This is a genomic window from Caballeronia hypogeia, assembly GCF_001544875.2.
In the GTDB taxonomy this organism is placed as follows: domain Bacteria; phylum Pseudomonadota; class Gammaproteobacteria; order Burkholderiales; family Burkholderiaceae; genus Caballeronia; species Caballeronia hypogeia.
The window spans coordinates 1-18,054 of sequence record NZ_FCOA02000019.1; the positions used below are offsets into that span (position 1 = coordinate 1).

Here is an 18,054-nt window from a genome sequence, read left to right on the forward strand (position 1 = left end):
AAAGCACGGGCGGACCCGATGGACCGGTCGGCGGCGCGCAGCGCAGCGCCGGAGCTATCAGGCGCTGCACCGGTCCGTTAAACGGCGCGATGTGGCAGTGGGTCCGCGATCCAAGCCCGGTTGGGCCTATGAGGGCGACACTTAGGCGAGGGCCATTGGGAAGGAATAAGCGTGGCCAAATTGCGTGTGACCGCGGGCCTGAAAAGCTGCTTTCTTTGGTGACTTTCTTTGCAGCCGCAAAGAAAGTTACCCCCGCCCCGGGGAGGGGCAGTACTAATAGACCGACACGAATGCAGGATTTCACGAAGGCGAAAGCGAAAGCGTAAGCGCAAGCGAACCCAAAACCAGAGCCCGCCTGCGCAGCAATAACAAGTCACCCCACCGGCGATAACGCCCCCAGCTTATCCGCCGTCGTCTTCTGCAAGGAAATGATCCGACTCATGGCCGCGTGATTCGCCGTAGCCTCGTCATACATCTTCGCGAGATCCGCCTTGAGCTGCGTCCTCGACCCGCCGTCGAGATAAACCATATGCCCCGACGGATAGAACGTCGCCGACAAATTCTGCCTGACGGTCTTGTCGATCAGCGGCATCTGCTGCAAATCGATGATCGTCTGATAGAACGGCGTCACGAAGTCATACATGCCATTGGCCGACAGCACCCTCAGATCCACGTTCAACGCCATCACCGCGGCGAGATCGCCCGCCGTATAGAGAATGATGTTGCCCTTCGAATCGATGCCCTTCTGCGCGCCCGTCGGATCGGTGTGCTTGAAGTCCCAGTTGAGAAACGCCTGGTCGTTGAGATCCGTAAACGACGACGTCGACGTGAACTTCAACTGTTCGTTCAAATAGCTGTTCCACATCGTCGTGTAGACGCCGCTCACCGCCGTCATCGTCGGATCGTTACTGCCGGAATTCGGATCGATTTTTCCGGCGATGCCGCTCGAAATCGCCGTCACGCGGCCGTCGTAAGCGCCGAGCGATTCGCCCTTCGACTTGAGCAGCGTCGTCAGAAACAAAGAATTGCCGCGGCTGTCGTAAGCCGCGATGTCGAGACTCCACGCGAGCAACGTCGCCTTCTCGATGCCCGTGTACTCGGACAGCTTCTCGACCACTTCGTCATCGGTTTGCGGAAACTTGCGCAGCGCGTTCAGATAATCCGTGCGCGAGAATTCCGCCACTTCCTCCGCGAACGTCAGGAGATTGGTGGGCGTAGGATGCACGCCCAGCTTCTTGTGATACCACGCGTCCGCCGCCGCCGTCGGCAACGCACCCACCGGATTGCCCGCCTGCGCATAATCCAGAATCGACGACTGCAGCGTCACCCCGTTCAGATCGATGCCGTCCTCATGCAGCTTGTACGCGAGCACGCAACTGCGCGCCGTGCCGTACGACTCGCCGAACAGGAACTTCGGCGAATTCCAGCGATTGTTCTTCGTCAGATAGCGCTTGATGAACTGCGCAATCGAGCCCGCATCCTCGTCGACGCCCCAGAAATCGCGGTTCTTGTTCGGCGCAATCGCCGCGGAATAACCCGTCCCGACCGGATTGATGAAGATCAGGTCGCTGCGATCCAGCAGGCTGTCCGGGTTGTCCTCCATCTGATACGGCGCGGGCGGCGTGAAGCTCGGCATCGCCGTCTTGATGCGGCGTGGCGCAAACGACCCCAGCAGCACGAATACCGACGACGAGCCCGGCCCGCCGTTGTAGAAGAACGTGAGCGGACGCGTCTCCTCCTTCGCGCCATCCTTCGTGAAGGCGACATAGAACATCTTCGCGTTCGGCTTCGAACTGCTCGGATCGACCGTCACGAGATGGCCGACCGTCGCCGTGTACGCGATCTTCGCGCCGCCGATCGCCACACTGTGATGCGTGATCGCCGCGTTCTCGTCGGCCTCGGTCGCCTGCACCGCGTCGTCAGGGCCGTTGCCGTAGGCGACCGGATCGAAATAAGGCTGATCCTTTTTCGCGCCCGTGGTTTTTTTCGGCGCCTTTTTCGCAGCGGCAGCCGCTGCCGGCTGCTCCGCGCCCGAGGGTTTGTCACTCGCTGCCAGTGGATCGGAGTTCATCGTCATCGCTCCAGAATCGTCTCGTGGTTGTTGTTCACTGAACTACGCCTTGCTCGACTCAACTTTTCGCGGCGCCAAGCGCCGTTGCGATCTTCGCGCCGTCCGGACTGCCCATGCCGGTGCACGCATCCCAGCCAGCCGACGCCGAAAAGCTGCCGTTGTTCCCCTGCGTGATGTCGCGGAAAGCCGTCTTCGCCTTGTAAAGCTTCGCATTGACGAAGCCCGCCGGCGACTGGTTGAGCGCGTTGATGCGCGCGAACAGCGCGGCCCACAAAGGCGCGACCGCGCTCGTGCCGCCGACCACCGTGTCCTCGCCGTCGATCAGCACCTCGTAGCCGGTTTGCGGCGATGCGTCACCCGACACATCGGGCACGCCGCGCTTGGCCAGCGCCGTATGCGTGCCGTTGCGCGTGACCGACAAGCCCTTCTGCCACGCCGGCACGGCGAAAACGGCGGACACGCCGCCGCCGCCCGCGCCGCCCTGCTCGCCGTCGTTCCACACGACTTCCTGCGCGATGCCCGCGCCGGACGCGGACAGGCTCGTGCCGCCGCAGCCGAGCACGTACGGGCTCGACGCCGGAAAATCGACGTGATCCGCGCCATCGCCGACGCCGTCCGACGAGCCGCTGTCGCCCGACGCCGCGCAGACCGTCACGCCGAGCGCGGCCGCGCTTTGCAGCACGTCGTTGAACGCGCCGATCGACTGCGACGACCAGTTCGCTTCCGGCCCGCCCCAACTGATGGAAATCACCGATGGCTTGTTGGTGGAGTCATGCAGCGCGCGATTGACGGCATCGACGAAACCGGCGTCGCTGTTCGGCGCGAAGTACACGGCGATGCGCGCGCCCGGCGCGATCGCACCCGCGATCTCGATGTCGAGGGTCACCTCGCCGTCCGGCCCGTTCGGATTGCCGGTGGGGGCGTTCTTCGCGTTGTCCACGCCGACCGACACGACCGTCGGCGCATTGACGCCGAGCTTCGAGAAATACGCGGACAGATCGCTGTCGCGATAGCCGCCACCCAGTTCGATGATCGCGATGCACTGGCCCGCACCATCGCTTTCGGGGAAGTCGTAGAGGCGCGCGAGATCGACCGGCGTGAACGATGCGGGCGCAGCGCCGCGCGCTGGCTTGAACGGCGGCCGGAAGCGGAAATGCGGACGCGCCTGCGGCTTGCTGTCGAGACCCAGCACGGCGGTGACGGCGTCGTGCATCTCTTCGGGCACGTTCACCGGACCCGTCCGACCGCGATATTCGCCGATGTTGTGATGTTGAAAGCGTTCGAGCTTGACGTCGAACGCCTTCTGGAACTGCTCGATGGTGCCCTTGAGCACGACGCTGCGCGTCTCGGTCTCCGCCCGCACGACCGTCAGACCGTACTGCTTCGCGAAGGCCTTGACCTTGTCGACGTCTTCCTCGGACGCGGTGAAACGCTTGTCGAACTCCTCGCGCGAAACCGCCTGCCCGGGCGCTTCACCGGAATCGATGCGCGCCATCATCTGTTTGAAGCCGGCTTCGTCCTTGCGCCGCAGCATGACGATCACTTCGATCTGCTCGCCGGGGTCGCACGCGCCGATACACTTCGCGCCTTCGGGGTGAATCTTGTCGCTGCCGCCGACCGGTTGCTTCGCCATGGTATCGATGCTCCTCGTTGGCCATGAAGTTCAAAGGTTCTCGATCCTGCTGTTTTTCGCGCATCCGGCACGCATGCGCTTCACGCGCAGCACGCTGCTTATCGTCTTATTTTCCGGGCGCGAATGCAATTGCTCGGACCGTTGACGACAGATTGCAGTTCCGGCGAGACAAAAGGTGTCCGGGTCGGCGCGGGCATTTTTTCTAATGCGGCCTTTCTTCCTCGTATTCGGGACGCGCGCCCTTCGGCAGCCAGGGCTCGCGGTGCTTGACCCACAGTTCGTATTGCGGGTCGAACAGGCCGGTTTCGTCGAAGGCGCCGATCGGCAAGTCGATTTCGTCGCGCGACACGAACTCCATGTAGGCAACCGAGCCGCACACCGGGCAGAAATGCCGCCGCCCGTCGTCCGAGCTGCGCCAGGTCGAAACGGCGCCGCTCATTTGCACATCGCCGCGCGCGTATATCGCATAAGCTCCAAAGGCGGAGCCGTGCACCTGCCGGCACGTCATGCAATGGCACAGGCTGGCGCGGATCGGCCTGCCGGTCGCGCGGAAACGGAACGCGCCGCATGCGCATCCGCCTTCGTGGATCACCGCCGACGGCTTATCGTCGCTTTCAACGTTCATTGTTCTCTCCTGTTGGAACGGCCACCGCGCGAGCCTGCCAGCCCGCCTCGTGGTGCGTTACGATAACCCTTCACGATCGGAGATGGCACTCATGAGCACATCGAGCACGGCCGGCACCACGCCTCACGAAAACAATACGAGCACCCTGTCTCTCCTCAAACTGCTGCCCGGCGCCGGATCGGAGTTCGGTCCGGCCGCGTCAGACCTCGTCGCCCACGTGCTGTCGCATGACCGCTTCGACTCGGCCGCCGCCACGAATGCGCCGCGCGAGACCTTTCGCGGCGTCATCGTCGAAGACGTGATGAACGACGAATATGTCTTTCCGCTCGGGCGCACCGGCCAGTCGATCGTGCTGACCGGCTATCGCATCGCGGCGGGCTTCATCGCGGAACGCGCCGCCGACGAATGGCTCGAGCTCGCGCACAAGGAACGGCTCGCCCGGGGCTTGCCCGCCGCGCCCGAGGGCAGCGAGCCGCATCTCTCGCCCGATCCCGCCGAAGCCGATCAACTGCTCGACCGCGCTTACGAATGCGCCCAGCGCATCCTCGATCCGGCCGCGGGCGAGGCGGTCCTGTCGCTTTTCGAAACGCACTACCGCGGCGGGCGTGAGTTCCTGCGCCTTTCTTGGGAAGGCTTGCCGGAAGATCTCGTGCCCGAGTCGCGCCGTCCGCTCGCGGCGCTGGCGGCCGCCGCGCAGAGCGGCGAGCGCCGCGAAAAGCGCGATTACGACCCCTACGGCCTCGACGGCGCCGACGATTACGACGTCGACCGGCCGCTCGCCTATCGCGAGAAGATCGGGCCGTTCCTGTTCACCATGACCTATCGCCACGAGTACCCGCAGGTCGACGACGAGCGCCTCGGCACGGCGTTCGCCGTGTTTCACGAAGCGGGCAGCGACATCGTCGCGGCAGCGGTCAAGCTGCAGCTCGTCAAGGTGCCGCCGCTCACGAGCAGCGCCGATCTCGTCTACACGCTGGATACCTACTCGGGCGAGATGCTGTCGCTCGCGCTCGCGGCCACCGAGGCGCTCGGCCCGGAAAAGCTGTGCGAAGTCTTCAACGCGCATCGCGTGATCTACATCAGCCTGTGGGAAGTGCGCAAGCCGTGGCGCGGCGAAGGACTCGGCGTCGCGCTGCTGCATCAGGCGCTGGAACGTCTGCCCATGGATGTCGATGGCCGGCCGAACGCGCTGTGCGTCGCGCCCGAGCCGTATCAGACCGACATGCGTCACTTCGAAACCCTGCCGGGCGTGCTGCGAGAGGAGCTGAAGACGCCCGCGCGCCGCCTCGCCGCGCATCTGACCGGCTGGCTCGAGCGCTCGAAGCTGCCGATCGCAACACATTTCTTCGTGCCGATGGCAAGGCACGCCGGCATCGGCTCGGCGGGCGAAAACGCGCGGCTGATCGACCGCATCATGGAGAGCGAGGCGTAAGGCCATGCTGGTCGTCGTCGACATGCAGGCGCGCCTTCTCCCACATCTCGATGGTGGCGAGCCCCTGACCGAGCGGGTCGCGATGCTCCTGCGCGCGGCGCATCTGCTCGACATGCCCGTGGTCGTCACGGAGCAGAACCGGCGCGGACTCGGCGGAACCGCCGGCCCGCTGCTGCGCGACATGCGTACGGCCACGCTGATCGAGAAATTCACCTTCGACGCGACGCTCGAACCCACCTTCGTCGCCGCGCTCCCGCCCGCGCCGTACACGCTCTGGGTAACGGGCGCGGAGGCGCACGTGTGCGTGCTGCTGACCACGCTCGGGCTGCTGCGGCTGGGCTATCGCGTGGAAGTCGTAGCCGATGCGGTCGCCTCGCGTCGCCCCGACGATCGCGCCATCGCGCTACAGCGCGCGCAGCAGGATGGCGCGCGGCTGACCACTGCCGAAACAACGATCTTTAGCTGGCTCGGCGACTGCCGGCATGTGCGGTTCAAGGAAGCGCTGGCGCTCATCAAATGAATTCGAAGGTGCGCCGCGAGTTAGACGGTTAGTTGCACCAAGAGATTTAAATCTGGCAATTTCGCCATCTTCGCTTACAGGCGATGCGCAGGATTTACCTGCGCATGCAGCATTTACGCGCGACGCCGCAACGCGATCCGCGCGGGATAACCGCCTGCCGCATGGCACCGTACTTGCTCGCTTCCCGGAAGTCGCGGAGTCGAACGTCCGATCGGCTTACGGATCGGCGCGTGCGCGCGCCCGCGTCATCTCACGCATCGTCCGCAGGACTCGAGCGACTGGCGCTCGCGCACCGATGTCGCAATCGGGCGCGAGCGAATGCCCATGCAGACTGGAGCCTGGCGGCGCCCTTCCGAACGAGCGAGGAGCATTCGATCGCCATGTCCCCAGACAACACGCATTCCAACGACGTCAGCGACGCGGCTCAAAAGCCGTCGCGCCGGCGTTTCCTGCGGTCGGCCGCGGCGGCGGCCGCCGTCACCGCCGCACCGCTCGCGCATGCGCAGCAGCAGGCCGCGACGCCGGCCGCAGCGCCGCCGCCCGCCACTGCGCCGACCCTGCCCGTGAAGCTCACGATCAACGGCCATCCCTACGAATTGCAGGTCGAGGCGCGCACGACGCTGCTCGACGCGCTGCGCGAATACGCGGAACTCACCGGCACGAAGAAAGGTTGCGATCGCGGCCAGTGCGGCGCGTGCACGGTGATCGTATCGGGCCGGCGCATCAACTCGTGTCTGACGCTCGCGGTGATGCACGACGGCGAAGCCATCACCACCGTCGAAGGTCTCGCACCCGACGGCGACACGCTTGCGCCGATCCAGAAAGCGTTCATCGAGAAGGACGCTTTTCAGTGCGGCTACTGTACGCCCGGGCAGTTGTGCTCGGCGACGGCGCTCATCGCCGAATACCGCGCGGGCGACGCCAGCGCGGTCACCGCCGACGTGCGTTTTCGTCCGGCGCAACTGTCCGACGACGAAATCCGCGAGCGCATGAGCGGCAACATCTGCCGCTGCGGCGCATATCCGAACATCGTCGCGGCGGTCAAGGCCGTCGCGTCGGGCAACGCCTGAGGGAGACGCAGATGGACGCGATTTCCTATCAGCGCGCGGCCGACATCGGCGCGGCGCTCGCGGCGGCGAATCAGCCGGGCGCGATGTTCATCGGCGGCGGCACGAACCTGCTCGATCTGATGAAAGGCGGCGTGATGCGGCCGATGAAGCTCGTCGACATCACGCATATCGCCGCGCTAGACGGCATCACCGGATTGCCCGACGGCGGCCTGAGAATCGGCGCACTGGTGCGCAACAGCGATGCCGCGAATCACGCATGGGTGCGCGAGCGTTATCCGCTGCTGTCGCAGGCGCTGCTCGCCGGAGCGTCGCCGCAACTGCGCAACATGGCGACCGTCGGCGGCAATCTGATGCAGCGCACGCGCTGTCCATATTTCTACGACACCGGCTTTCCACAGTGCAACAAGCGCGCGCCGGGCAGCGGCTGCGCGGCCATCGACGGCAACAACCGCATGCACGCGATTCTCGGCGCGAGCCGTCAGTGCATCGCGACGAACCCGTCCGACATGAGCGTCGCGCTCGCCGCGCTCGATGCCGTCGTGCGCGTGACCGGCCCGAACGGCGAGCGGACGATTCCGTTCGCGGAGTTTCATCGGCTGCCGGGCGATCGGCCGGATCTCGACACGACCTTGCAGCAGGGCGAACTGATCACATCGGTCGATCTGCCGCCGCCGCTGTTCGCGGAACATTCGAAGTATCTGAAGGTGCGCGACCGCGCGAGCTATGCGTTCGCGCTGGTTTCGGTCGCGGCCGCGTTGCAGATGGACGGCAACACGGTGAAGAGCGCGCGCATCGCGCTGGGCGGCGTCGCGCACAAGCCGTGGCGCGCGAGCGCGACCGAACGCGCGCTGGTCGGCTCATCGCTCGACAAGCTCTCGCTGCAGACCGCCGCCGCGCTCGCCGTGCAGGGCGCGCAGGCGCAGCGCGACAACGCGTTCAAGGTGACGCTTGCGCAGCGCGCGATCGTGCGCGCGATACAACAGGCCGGAGGTGTCGCATGACTGTCATCGGAAAACCGCTCGATCGCACGGATGGCGTGCTGAAGGTCACCGGCCAGGCACGCTATTCCGCCGACAACTCCGACGCCAAGCTCGCGCACGCGGTGCTCGTCACGAGCACGGTCGCGCATGGCCGCATCGGGTCGATCGACGCGAGCCGCGCGCAGGCGATGCCCGGCGTGCTGCTCGTGATGACGTATCAGAACGCGATGCGCCTGCCCAACAATGGCATCCCAGACGCGCAGCCGCCCGCCGTGCGCAAGCTCACACTGCTCCAGACGAACGAAGTGCGCTACAGCAACGAGCCGGTGGCGGTGGTCGTCGCCGATTCGCTGGAGCACGCGCAGGGCGCCGCGCGCTACGTCGACGTGCGCTACGAGGCCGCGATGCCCAACGCGGATTTCGAGCGCGCGAAGGCATCCGCCTATCAGCCGGAAAAGATGATGGGCCGCGCGATCACGACGAAACGCGGCGACGTCGACGCCGGTTTGAAACAAGGCCCGACGCGCCTGAACGCCGTCTACACGACGCCCTACGAACATCACAATCCGATGGAGCCGCACGCGACGCTCGCCCGCTGGGACGGCCCGAATCTCACGCTCTACGACTCGACGCAAGGCGTGTCCGGCGCGAGGAGCGCGGTGGCCAAGTTCTTCGGCATTCCGGATGACAACGTGCGCGTGATCTGCCCGTTCGTCGGCGGCGGCTTCGGCTGCAAGGGCTCGGTGTGGTCGCACGTCGTGCTGGCGGCGATGGCCTCGAAGCAGACCGGCCGGCCGGTCAAGCTCGTGCTGGAGCGTCCGCAGATGTTCGGCATGATCGGCAACCGGCCGTACACCGAGCAGCGCATCCAGATCAGCGCACGCGACGACGGCGTGATGACCGGCATGCGTCACGACGTGATCTCGACGACCTCGACCTTCGAGGACTGGACCGAGAGTTCAGCGATCGTTTCGCGCATGCTCTACGCGGTGCCGAATCAGTCGACTTCACACAAGCTCGTGAAGCTCGACATCGGTACGCCGACCTTTATGCGCGCTCCAGGCGAGACCAGCGGCTCGTTCGCCCTCGAAACGGCCATCGACGAGATGGCGTATCAGCTGAGGATGGATCCGCTCGCGTTCCGCATCAAGAATCACGCGAACATGGAGCCGCAGGAAAAGAAGCCATGGTCGGAAAAATCGCTGCTGGAGTGCTACGCGCGCGGCGCGGAGAAGTTCGGCTGGCCGCTGCGCAACGCGGCGCCGCGTTCCATGCGCGAAGGCAATACGCTGATCGGCTGGGGCGTGGCGACGGCGACCTATCCGGCGAACCGCAGCGAGGCGTCGGCGATCGCGCGCATCCTGCCCGACGGCACCGCGATGGTCGCTTCCGGCACGCAGGATCTCGGCACTGGCACCTACACGATCATGACGCAGGTCGCCGCGGATGCGCTCGGCTTTCCGGTTGATTACGTGCGCTTCGCGCTCGGCGATTCCGCGCTGCCGAAGGCGCCGGTGTCGGGCGGCTCGCAATCGGCGGCGAGCGTGTCGCCGGCGGTTCGCGCGGCGTCGATGCAGGCGCGCGATCAGCTCATCGCGATGGCGCTCGCGGATCGCGGCTCGCCCGTCGCGGGTCTCGCGCGCGAGGATGTCATCGTGAACAACGGCTGGGTCGTGAGCATGTCGAATCCCGACAAACGCGATCCGGCTGCGGCGGTCATCGCGCGCAACGGCGGCCGTCCGATCGAAGCCATCGCCACCGCGAGACCCGGCGACGAGAAAAAGCAGTACGCGTTTCACTCGTTTGGCGCGGTATTCGCGGAAGTGCACGTCGATGCGGACCTCGGCATCGTTCGCGTGCCGCGCGTCGTCGCGGTGTACGACGTCGGCACGCTGCTCAACGAGAAAACCGCGCACAGCCAGTTGATGGGCGGCATCGTGTGGGGCGTGGGCTCGGCGCTGTTCGAGAAGAGCGAGCTGGATGTGCGTTACGGACGCTATACCAACGCGAATCTCGCGGAATACCACGTGCCGGTGAACGCGGATATCGGCATGCTGGATATCTCGTTCGTCGATCATCCCGATCCGCTGATCAATCCGCTCGGCGCGCGGGGCATCGGCGAGATCGGTATCACCGGCGTGGCAGGCGCGCTCGGCAACGCGGTGTATCACGCGACCGGCGTGCGCGTGCGCGATCTGCCGATCACGCTCGACCGCGTGCTGCCGCCGACCATGACGTGATCTGCAACGCGGCGCGCAGCGGTCTCCCCAGGAGCCGCTGCGCTTTTTTTATGCTTGCGGCGCGCCTGGATGCACCGCACAATCCCCATTCGATCCCCACACGAGCAGCCGCGATGACCTATTCGTCGAACGCGACCGGCATCCTGCTGGCGGCGGGCCTGGGCACCCGCTTCGATCCGTCCGGGCTTCGCAACAAGCTGCTCGCGCCGCTGCCCGGCGGCACGCCCATCGTGTTTCAGTCGGCGCGCAGGCTGCTGGCCGTCGCCGCCGACGTGGTCGCGGTCGTGCGGCCGGGCGCCGAAAAACTCGCCGATGTGCTCAACGAAGCGGGCTGCCATGTCATCTTCAGCCTGGACGCCGAACGCGGCATGGGCGCGACGCTCGCCGCCGCCGTGCGCGCGACCTCCGAAGCGGACGGCTGGCTCGTCGCGCTCGGCGACATGCCGTGGATCGAGCCTGCTTCGACGGAAGCCGTCGCCCGTGCGCTCGATGGCGGCGAAACGCTGGTGGCGCCGTTTTATCGCGGCAAGCGTGGCCATCCGGTGGGCTTCGGTCTCGCACATCGCGAGGTGCTCACCACGCTCGACGGCGATGCAGGTGCGCGCGCCCTCTTCTCCACGCACACGGCGTTCGCCGTCGAGGTCGATGACCCGAACGTGCTGCGCGATGTCGATCTGCCGAGCGATCTCGAGAACGGTTGAAAGCCGCGCGAAGGCTCGATGCTGGAATATCTGAAAAGCGCTTGGCCATTCGGACTAGTTGATTCGGATCCCGGAGTAAATGGTAGGATAAATTTCACTCGCGACCTTGCATGAGGTCGCGCGGCGAACATCCTTTCTCGGGAGCGACACAGGAACATCTGGAGCGAAATCCGGCGCGTGGCCAATGCGTTGGCGTCGGCGTTTTCAATCAATCCGCCCACGGATCACCGGTCGGCTTATCCGCGCCGCTCAGCCGCCGAAATGATGGACCGTGCGTGGGAGAGAACCATGTCGGACCTCGGCGGCGCGATCGAAGGGTATGGCCAGCGTGAACGAAACCGTTAAGCTCGACAAGGTTAGCTACACGGCCGAACCGGCGCGGAGCGAAGTCGCGGAGCCGGCCGTCATGGGCGGCAAGGCATCGGTCACCGTGGCGGTGCAAGCGCACTCGTTCCGTGGTTCCATGCCGCTGCCCGAACATCTCGCGCAATACGACCGGATCGTGCCGGGCGCGGGGCGGCTGATCGTCGAAGAGTTTCAGATGAATAGTCAGCACGCGCGGCAAGTCGAGCTCATGAGCCTGCGCGGATCGAATCGCAAGGACATGCGCGCGCAGGTCATCGCGGGCTTGCTCGTGCTGATCGGCTTCGGACTGGTCTATGAACTCGCCGAGCATGATTACGACGGCGTCGCCATCGCGGTCGCGGTCACGCTGCTCGTCAGCGTTCTCACGGCATATCTGAGCGGCACGGTCATGCGGAAAAGACGGCGGCGGAATCAAGGAGGCATCGGCAGGGTGAGCGCCGCCGTTCAGGCTTGATGCAATCACGCCGCGATCGCCGCGGTATCCGCTGAATCGGCTGCAGCGGCGCCAATCGGCAGATAGCGCCGGCTCACGTCCAGCAGCGTCGCGCCGAAACCTTGCTTCGCCCGGAAGTCCGTCCGCGCGCTCGTCACCACGCGCGGCGACGCGCTCCACTCGATTCGCGCACCGCTCGCCATCAACGCCTCGACGAGCGCCACATCCTCGCTCGATTCCAGCGGCGCAAATCCGCCCGCCTGCACGTACGCCTGCGCCGAAACGCCGAGATTCGCACCGTGAATATGCCGATGCCCGTCCGCATCCGTATACGTGCGGCCGAAATGCTCGCGCACGGCGCCGTCATGTGGCGACCAGTCGTGCACGCCGATCACGCCGCACACGGCGTCTGCACGGCAGTCGAGCTGGCGCACGAGCCAGTCCTGCGCGACGGTCGTGTCGGCGTCGGTGAAGGCGAGCCAGCGCGCCCCGGACGCGAGCGCCCGCTCGGCGCCATGCGCGCGCGCCATGCCGACGTTGCGCGCCGCGATGCTCGTCACGTCCGCGCCCTGCGCCCGCGCGATGTCGCCGGTCGCGTCGCTGCAGTCGTCCAGCACGACGATCACGCGTACGGTTTCCCCGAGCAGTTGATGATGATCCGCGGCGCGGCGCGCGGCCGCCACGCACGCGCCGATATGCGCGGCTTCGTTGTGGGCTGGGATGACGATGGCAAGCATGTCGGCTCCGAGTATCGAAATGGTTCGCCGGCAGTCGATGCGCACTTGAAAAGCAATCGATCACCGTGACGGATCGATTTCAGCAATGACCGTTCCCATGTTTCGTCATTTGAAACGAGCCGCCTAAAAGGGCGCGACCGCTGTCGAACAGTTGCCGAAAAGCACGGTGCATCGCTAGAATTACTGTATGGATATACAGTACTTTTCTGATTCCCCTTGCCGATGAAAAGCGTCATCCTCGATCCGTCGTTTGCCGCATGGCGCACCCAGGCGCGCACGCTCCTCATGGAGGGCGCGCGGCCGGAGGAACTGCTGTGGCGTGAATCGGATGCATCGGCAACGGTGTTCGGCTCCATCGCCCCCTCGCCCGGCGGCCCGAAAGACCCGAACGAGAAGCAGCCGGTCAAGATCGCGCGCGAATTCCTCGCCATGCTGGAAACGGCGGCGTGCTATCGCGCGCCGGATCGCTGGGCGTTTCTCTACAAATCGCTGTGGCGCTGGACGCAGGGTGACCGCGCCATCGCGTCGCCGCAGGATCTGGAGGGCGCGCGGCTGCACCGCATGATCGAAGCGGTCGAGGCCGAGGAGCGCGAGATGCGCCGCGTGCTGCGTTTCCGGCATCGCGACTCGTCGCTCGGGCCGCCCGAGTTCATCAGCTGGTTCGAGCCGGTGCATGACCTGCTGGAGCACGCCGCCATGCACTTCGCCACGCGCATGGGCAGCGCCACCTGGATGATCGCCACACCGCACGGCGCCGCCTTCTGGGACGGCGCGCTGCTGCGCGTGGACCGCACGAGCGAGCCGGAAGAAAAGCCGATGGATTTCGGCGACACCGCGATGAGCGGCGAAGCCGTCAGCGGCGACGCCATCGAGGCGCTCTGGCTCGCGTATTACGAGAGCACCTTCGCGCCGGCGCAGGCCAACGCCGCCGAAATGGCCTCGCACATGCCGGTGCGTTACTGGAAAAGTCCGGAGAACGCGCGCGCCGATCCCGCGCTGATCTCCCGCGCGGACCCCTACTCGCGGCGCGACCGCGATCCGCGCAACGTGCCGCCGGACATGGAAGTGGCTATCAACACGGAGCTGGAGCCGATCAAGGGCACGATGCTGACGGAACCGCCGTCGCTCGACGCATGCCGTCGCTGCGCGCTCTGGCGCAACGCGACGCAGGCCGTGCCGGGCGTCGGTCCCGCCGGCGCGCGCGTGATGCTGGTCGGCGAGCAGCCGGGCGATCAGGAAGACCGCGCGGGCAAGCCCTTCGTCGGTCCGGCGGGCAAGCTGCTCGACGAGGCCATCGCCGAGGCCGCGCTCGCGCGTGAATCGCTTTATCTGACCAACGCGGTGAAGCACTTCAAGTGGGAGGCGCACGGCGACGAACGCGCGCATCTCGCGCCCGCGCAGCGCGAGCGCGAAGCCTGCCGCTACTGGCTCGAAGAGGAACTGAAGCGCATCGCGCCGAAAGCGGTCGTCGCGCTCGGGGCAACGGCGCTGAAGGCGCTCACGGGACATCGCACGGCGCTGTCGGAGTATCTCGGCAAGACCATCGAGCACAAGGGGCACATCATCGTGCCGACTTATCATCCGTCGTATCTGCTGCGCCTGACCAACGAAAAAGTGCGCGCGGAAGTGTTCGGAACCATCGTCGAGGCGCTCGTCTTCGCGCAGCAGATCGCCGACGGCACCGCGACCATCCGCACGCCGGTCCAGGAGCGCGCGCGCTGAACATCGGCCAGATGCAACAGGAAGAAACAGGACGCAACAAGACGAAAGCGCCGTCAACGCTCCTGTAAGCCGCGCGTTATACCGGTGTCGCGCCGCTCCGGCGCTCACCGATGGCTCCGACCAAAAACTCCATATGGCCGCTCTCCCGCTCGAAGAACTCCGCCGTCAGCAATCGCTGGGCTTGCAAACTCGCGCCCTCGTGCCGAAATCGGCCGGGCAGTTGCAGACCGAACGCGAGCGCATCGTCGCGCGCCTGCAGTGGCTGCTCAACGTCACCGTCGCGGTGGCGTTCGCGGGCGTGACGCTGATCGCGTGGCTGCCGTTCTCTCCGGTGCCGCACGAATTCCGCTTCGGCGCGCAGGAAGTGCTCGGCGTCGCGGTGTTCGCGTCGTGCCTGTTCATCCTGCACGAGCGCGCCGAACTCGAGCTCGGTCTCTACGATTACGAGCCGGTCGAGCAGACGACGCAGGGCGAACTGCGCGCGCTGCTGCACCGCGTGCCGGAAGGCGCGTCGTATCAGCAGGCGCTCGCCGCCGACCAGCGCACGTTCGTCACCGGCGAAATCGACGGCATCCGCCGCCGCGCCGAAGCCTTCACGCCGAAAACCCTGCCCGCCGACGACGGCAACGCGGAAACCTGATCGTCCGCGCACGCCGCGCCCGCCGCACACCGGAAAGCCGCCGCCTCGCCGAACGCGAGGCCGGCGGCTTTTTACATGGCCGCGGCAAACCGCGACGCCTTGACGAGCGCCATCGCGGCTCCTTCAATACGATACGAGTGCCGTGCACGACGGTCAGATTGTCACGCTCGCAGTTGCAATCTGTACCCGTGGCGCCCGTTGCATGGTGCCGCGCGCCCGGAAAACCGCTCCGGGCATGCCGGGTGCTTGCAGAAAGGCCCGGCCGCCGCGGATTCGCGGAATTTCGACATGAGGCCACGCCACTTGCAGGAGCCAGGATGCGAGCCAGCCCCCTTTCCTCATTTTCCGACGACCTCGCCACCGCGCTGGTCCCCGACGCACCCGGCGCCGGTTCCGCGAACGACACGCCCATGCCGTCCGACGCGGATTACGACGAACTCGCCGCGTTCCACGGCATCGAGCGCGAACGCCTGGTGCTGATCCATCCGGGCAGCCACCGCGCCGCGCCCGCGTGGCCGGCCGAGCGCTACGCCGAGCTCGCCGACCAGCTCGCCGCCGAAGGCTGGCAGATCGCGATCATCGGCGACGCGCCCGATCCGGAACGCACCGCCGGCGTCCTGGGCGCGATGCAGACGGCCGCTCTGTTTCTCGCGGGAGCCGTCGCGCCGCGCAACCTGCCGCGCCTGATCGCCCACGCGCGCCTGCTGGTGTCCGACGACGCCGCCGCGTCCTCGCCGGTCGCGACGGCGCGCGCGCTCGGCACGCCGCATATCGTGCTCGACGAACATCCGCGCGATACAGGCAGCGACATCGGCAGCGACGCGATCACGGCACGCGCCCGCGCCGCACTCTCGAACACCGGCGACGCGCATCCGGGCGAGCCGTTCACGCTGCACATGCCGGCGGCGCACGAGTCCGCCTAGGCGATGTGTCGAACTACCTTTCGGGGAACATCATGAAATTCGACATGCAGACCAATCCCGTTCCGGATCCCATCGCGGACCCGAACCGCGATCCCGAAGCCGATCCGCTCACGCCGCCCTCGCCGGGTCATCGGCCGGACGAGCCGCAGCATCCGGAAGCGCCGCCCGACAAGGACCCGATCCGCCGGCTCTGACGCTGCTCCGGACGTGCGCGCCTGCGCTCTCGCACGTCAAGTCAGACGAATACTCTACGGGATTCCCCGCCCTACATCCGCCACGCCTGCCTGCCGTAAAGCGGGCATGCGGCGGCATGCGCCGTCGCTACGAACAACGCAATGAGGCGACGGGCGCACACATGAACAGAATGACGTTGAACAGGAAGCTCGGCTCGCTGATCGCCGTGCTGTGGATCGGTCTGATCGCGATCGGGATCATCGGGGCGTGGCAGAACCGGACGTCGATGATCGACGACCGCAAGGAGCAGTTGAAAACCCTCGTCAACGAGGCGCACGCGATCACCGCGCACTACGCGGCGCTCGCGGCGGACAAGACGCTCACCGAAGAGGAAGCGAAGAAGCGCGCGCTGGACGTGATCGGCGCGATCCGCTACGGCACGGACGGCTATCTGTCGATCAACGATTCGCGTCCGACCATGGTGATGCATCCGATCAAGCCGGCCATGAACGGCAAGGATCTGTCGAGCTATACCGATCCGGCGGGCAATCGCCTGTTCGTCGATATCGTCAAGGCGGGCGACCAGACAGGCGGCGGCTTCATCAGCTATCTGTGGCCGAAGCCGGGCAGCGACAAGCCGGTCGGCAAGCTGTCGTATTCGCAGCGCTTCGCGCCGTGGGACTGGTACCTCGTCACCGGCATGTACATGGACGACGTGCAGAGCGCGTTCTATGCGAGCGCGCTGCGCTGGCTCGCGATCACCACCCTGCTCGGCGGCATCGCGACGGCCGCGATGCTGATCGTCCTGCGCAGCATCAAGCGCAATCTCGGCGGCGAGCTGGAACTCGCGGTCGGCGCGGCGCACCGCATCGCGCGCGGCGATCTGACCGGCGCGGTCGACGTGCATCCGGATGACACGACCAGCCTGCTGCACGCGCTCAGCACGATGCAGCGCGGGCTCGTCGAGACGGTTTCGCGCGTGCGCAACGGCACCGAGAACATCAACGTGGGCGCGTCCGAGATCGCGGCGGGCAACACCGACCTCTCGCAGCGCACCGAGGAACAGGCGGCGGCGCTCGTGCAGACGGCGTCGAGCATGGATCAGATGACCGCCAACGTGAAGAACAACGCGGAGAGCGCGGCACAGGCGGCGCGCCTCGCGGAACAGGCGGCCGATGTGGCGACGCGCGGCAGCGGCGTGGTCGATGACGTGATCGACACCATGACGCGCATCACCGCGAGCTCGCAGCAGATCGGCGACATCATCGGCGTGATCGACGGCATCGCGTTCCAGACCAACATTCTGGCTTTGAATGCAGCGGTCGAGGCGGCGCGCGCGGGCGAACAGGGACGCGGCTTCGCGGTCGTCGCGGCCGAAGTGCGCAGCCTCGCGCAACGCTCGGCGACGGCGGCGAAGGAGATCAAGGCGCTGATCGAGACGTCGACGCACACGGTCGAGCAAGGCGCGTCGCTCGTCTCGAACGCGGGCGCGACGATGACGGAGATCGTGCAGTCGGTGCGCCGCGTCAACGAGATTCTCGACGAGATCAGCCACGCGTCGCGCGAGCAGAGCGCGGGCATCGAGCAGGTGAACCGCGCGGTCGTCGAGATGGATCAGGTGACGCAGCAGAACGCCGCGCTCGTCGAAGAAGCGGCCGCCGCCGCGCATTCGCTGAAGGATCAGGTGGATGGGTTGCGCGAGGCGATCGGGAGTTTCAGATTGCCGGCTTGAATCGACTCGCGGTAACTCGCGGTAGGCCAGGAAAGCGCACGAGGGATCGTGCGCT

The 18,054-nt window shown here is 66.2% G+C and carries 16 protein-coding genes; 12 read left to right on the forward strand and 4 right to left on the reverse strand.

Translation table 11 applies throughout. The features are described from left to right. Positions 1-373: 373 nt before the first annotated feature. The 3 genes from AWB79_RS24220 to AWB79_RS24230 form a co-directional block, all read right to left on the reverse strand. Positions 374-2,071, reverse strand: a complete 1,698-nt coding sequence (locus tag AWB79_RS24220) for a S10 family peptidase (RefSeq protein ID WP_061170097.1) — start codon at positions 2,069-2,071, stop codon at positions 374-376. A gap of 58 nt (positions 2,072-2,129) precedes the next feature. Further along, positions 2,130-3,704, reverse strand: a complete 1,575-nt coding sequence (locus AWB79_RS24225; RefSeq protein WP_061169978.1) for a S53 family peptidase — start codon at positions 3,702-3,704, stop codon at positions 2,130-2,132. A 202-nt stretch (positions 3,705-3,906) separates the two neighbouring features. Further along, complete coding sequence (locus AWB79_RS24230) at positions 3,907-4,329, reverse strand: GFA family protein (RefSeq protein ID WP_061169979.1); 423 nt, start codon at positions 4,327-4,329, stop codon at positions 3,907-3,909. Between the two features lie 91 nt (positions 4,330-4,420). Here AWB79_RS24230 and AWB79_RS24235 point away from each other — a divergent pair, with 91 nt between their 5' ends. The 7 genes from AWB79_RS24235 to AWB79_RS24265 all read left to right on the forward strand — a co-directional run bounded on the left by AWB79_RS24235 (position 4,421) and on the right by AWB79_RS24265 (position 12,092). Then, on the forward strand, positions 4,421-5,761 hold the full coding sequence (locus AWB79_RS24235) for a hypothetical protein (RefSeq protein ID WP_061170098.1): 1,341 nt from the start codon (positions 4,421-4,423) through the stop codon (positions 5,759-5,761). A gap of 4 nt (positions 5,762-5,765) precedes the next feature. Further along, entirely contained in the window at positions 5,766-6,281 is a 516-nt protein-coding gene (locus tag AWB79_RS24240; RefSeq protein ID WP_061169980.1) for an isochorismatase family protein, read from the forward strand. Between the two features lie 380 nt (positions 6,282-6,661). Then, positions 6,662-7,351 carry a 2Fe-2S iron-sulfur cluster-binding protein gene (locus AWB79_RS24245; RefSeq protein WP_061169981.1) on the forward strand — a complete coding sequence of 230 codons (690 nt, stop codon included), beginning with the start codon at positions 6,662-6,664 and terminating at the stop codon, positions 7,349-7,351. 11 nt (positions 7,352-7,362) lie between these two features. Then, positions 7,363-8,352 (forward strand): FAD binding domain-containing protein, encoded by a 990-nt coding sequence (locus AWB79_RS24250; RefSeq protein WP_061169982.1) that lies wholly within the window; start codon positions 7,363-7,365, stop codon positions 8,350-8,352. After that, positions 8,349-10,571, forward strand: a complete 2,223-nt coding sequence (locus tag AWB79_RS24255; RefSeq protein ID WP_061169983.1) for a xanthine dehydrogenase family protein molybdopterin-binding subunit — start codon at positions 8,349-8,351, stop codon at positions 10,569-10,571. The genes AWB79_RS24250 and AWB79_RS24255 overlap by 4 nt, the downstream gene beginning before the upstream one ends. A 113-nt stretch (positions 10,572-10,684) precedes the next feature. After that, entirely contained in the window at positions 10,685-11,272 is a 588-nt protein-coding gene (locus tag AWB79_RS24260; protein WP_061169984.1) for a nucleotidyltransferase family protein, read from the forward strand. A gap of 328 nt (positions 11,273-11,600) precedes the next feature. Further along, complete coding sequence (locus tag AWB79_RS24265; protein ID WP_232470989.1) at positions 11,601-12,092, forward strand: DUF2335 domain-containing protein; 492 nt, start codon at positions 11,601-11,603, stop codon at positions 12,090-12,092. Positions 12,093-12,097: 5 nt separating this feature from the next. Here AWB79_RS24265 and AWB79_RS24270 read toward each other — a convergent pair whose 3' ends face one another. After that, positions 12,098-12,808: a glycosyltransferase family 2 protein gene (locus tag AWB79_RS24270; RefSeq protein ID WP_061169985.1), complete on the reverse strand. Its 711-nt coding sequence runs from the start codon at positions 12,806-12,808 to the stop codon at positions 12,098-12,100. A 222-nt stretch (positions 12,809-13,030) separates the two neighbouring features. Between AWB79_RS24270 and AWB79_RS24275 the strand changes: the two genes are divergently transcribed. The 5 genes from AWB79_RS24275 to AWB79_RS24290 all read left to right on the forward strand — a co-directional run bounded on the left by AWB79_RS24275 (position 13,031) and on the right by AWB79_RS24290 (position 17,999). Continuing rightward, positions 13,031-14,530, forward strand: a complete 1,500-nt coding sequence (locus tag AWB79_RS24275) for a UdgX family uracil-DNA binding protein (RefSeq protein ID WP_061169986.1) — start codon at positions 13,031-13,033, stop codon at positions 14,528-14,530. Positions 14,531-14,663: 133 nt separating this feature from the next. Further along, positions 14,664-15,170 (forward strand): hypothetical protein, encoded by a 507-nt coding sequence (locus AWB79_RS24280; RefSeq protein ID WP_061169987.1) that lies wholly within the window; start codon positions 14,664-14,666, stop codon positions 15,168-15,170. 317 nt (positions 15,171-15,487) lie between these two features. Further along, positions 15,488-16,093 (forward strand): glycosyltransferase family 9 protein, encoded by a 606-nt coding sequence (locus AWB79_RS24285; protein ID WP_061169988.1) that lies wholly within the window; start codon positions 15,488-15,490, stop codon positions 16,091-16,093. Positions 16,094-16,125: 32 nt separating this feature from the next. Further along, positions 16,126-16,287 (forward strand): hypothetical protein, encoded by a 162-nt coding sequence (locus AWB79_RS40145; RefSeq protein WP_198399085.1) that lies wholly within the window; start codon positions 16,126-16,128, stop codon positions 16,285-16,287. 170 nt (positions 16,288-16,457) lie between these two features. Then, positions 16,458-17,999 (forward strand): methyl-accepting chemotaxis protein, encoded by a 1,542-nt coding sequence (locus AWB79_RS24290; RefSeq protein ID WP_061170100.1) that lies wholly within the window; start codon positions 16,458-16,460, stop codon positions 17,997-17,999. Positions 18,000-18,054: the final 55 nt, after the last annotated feature.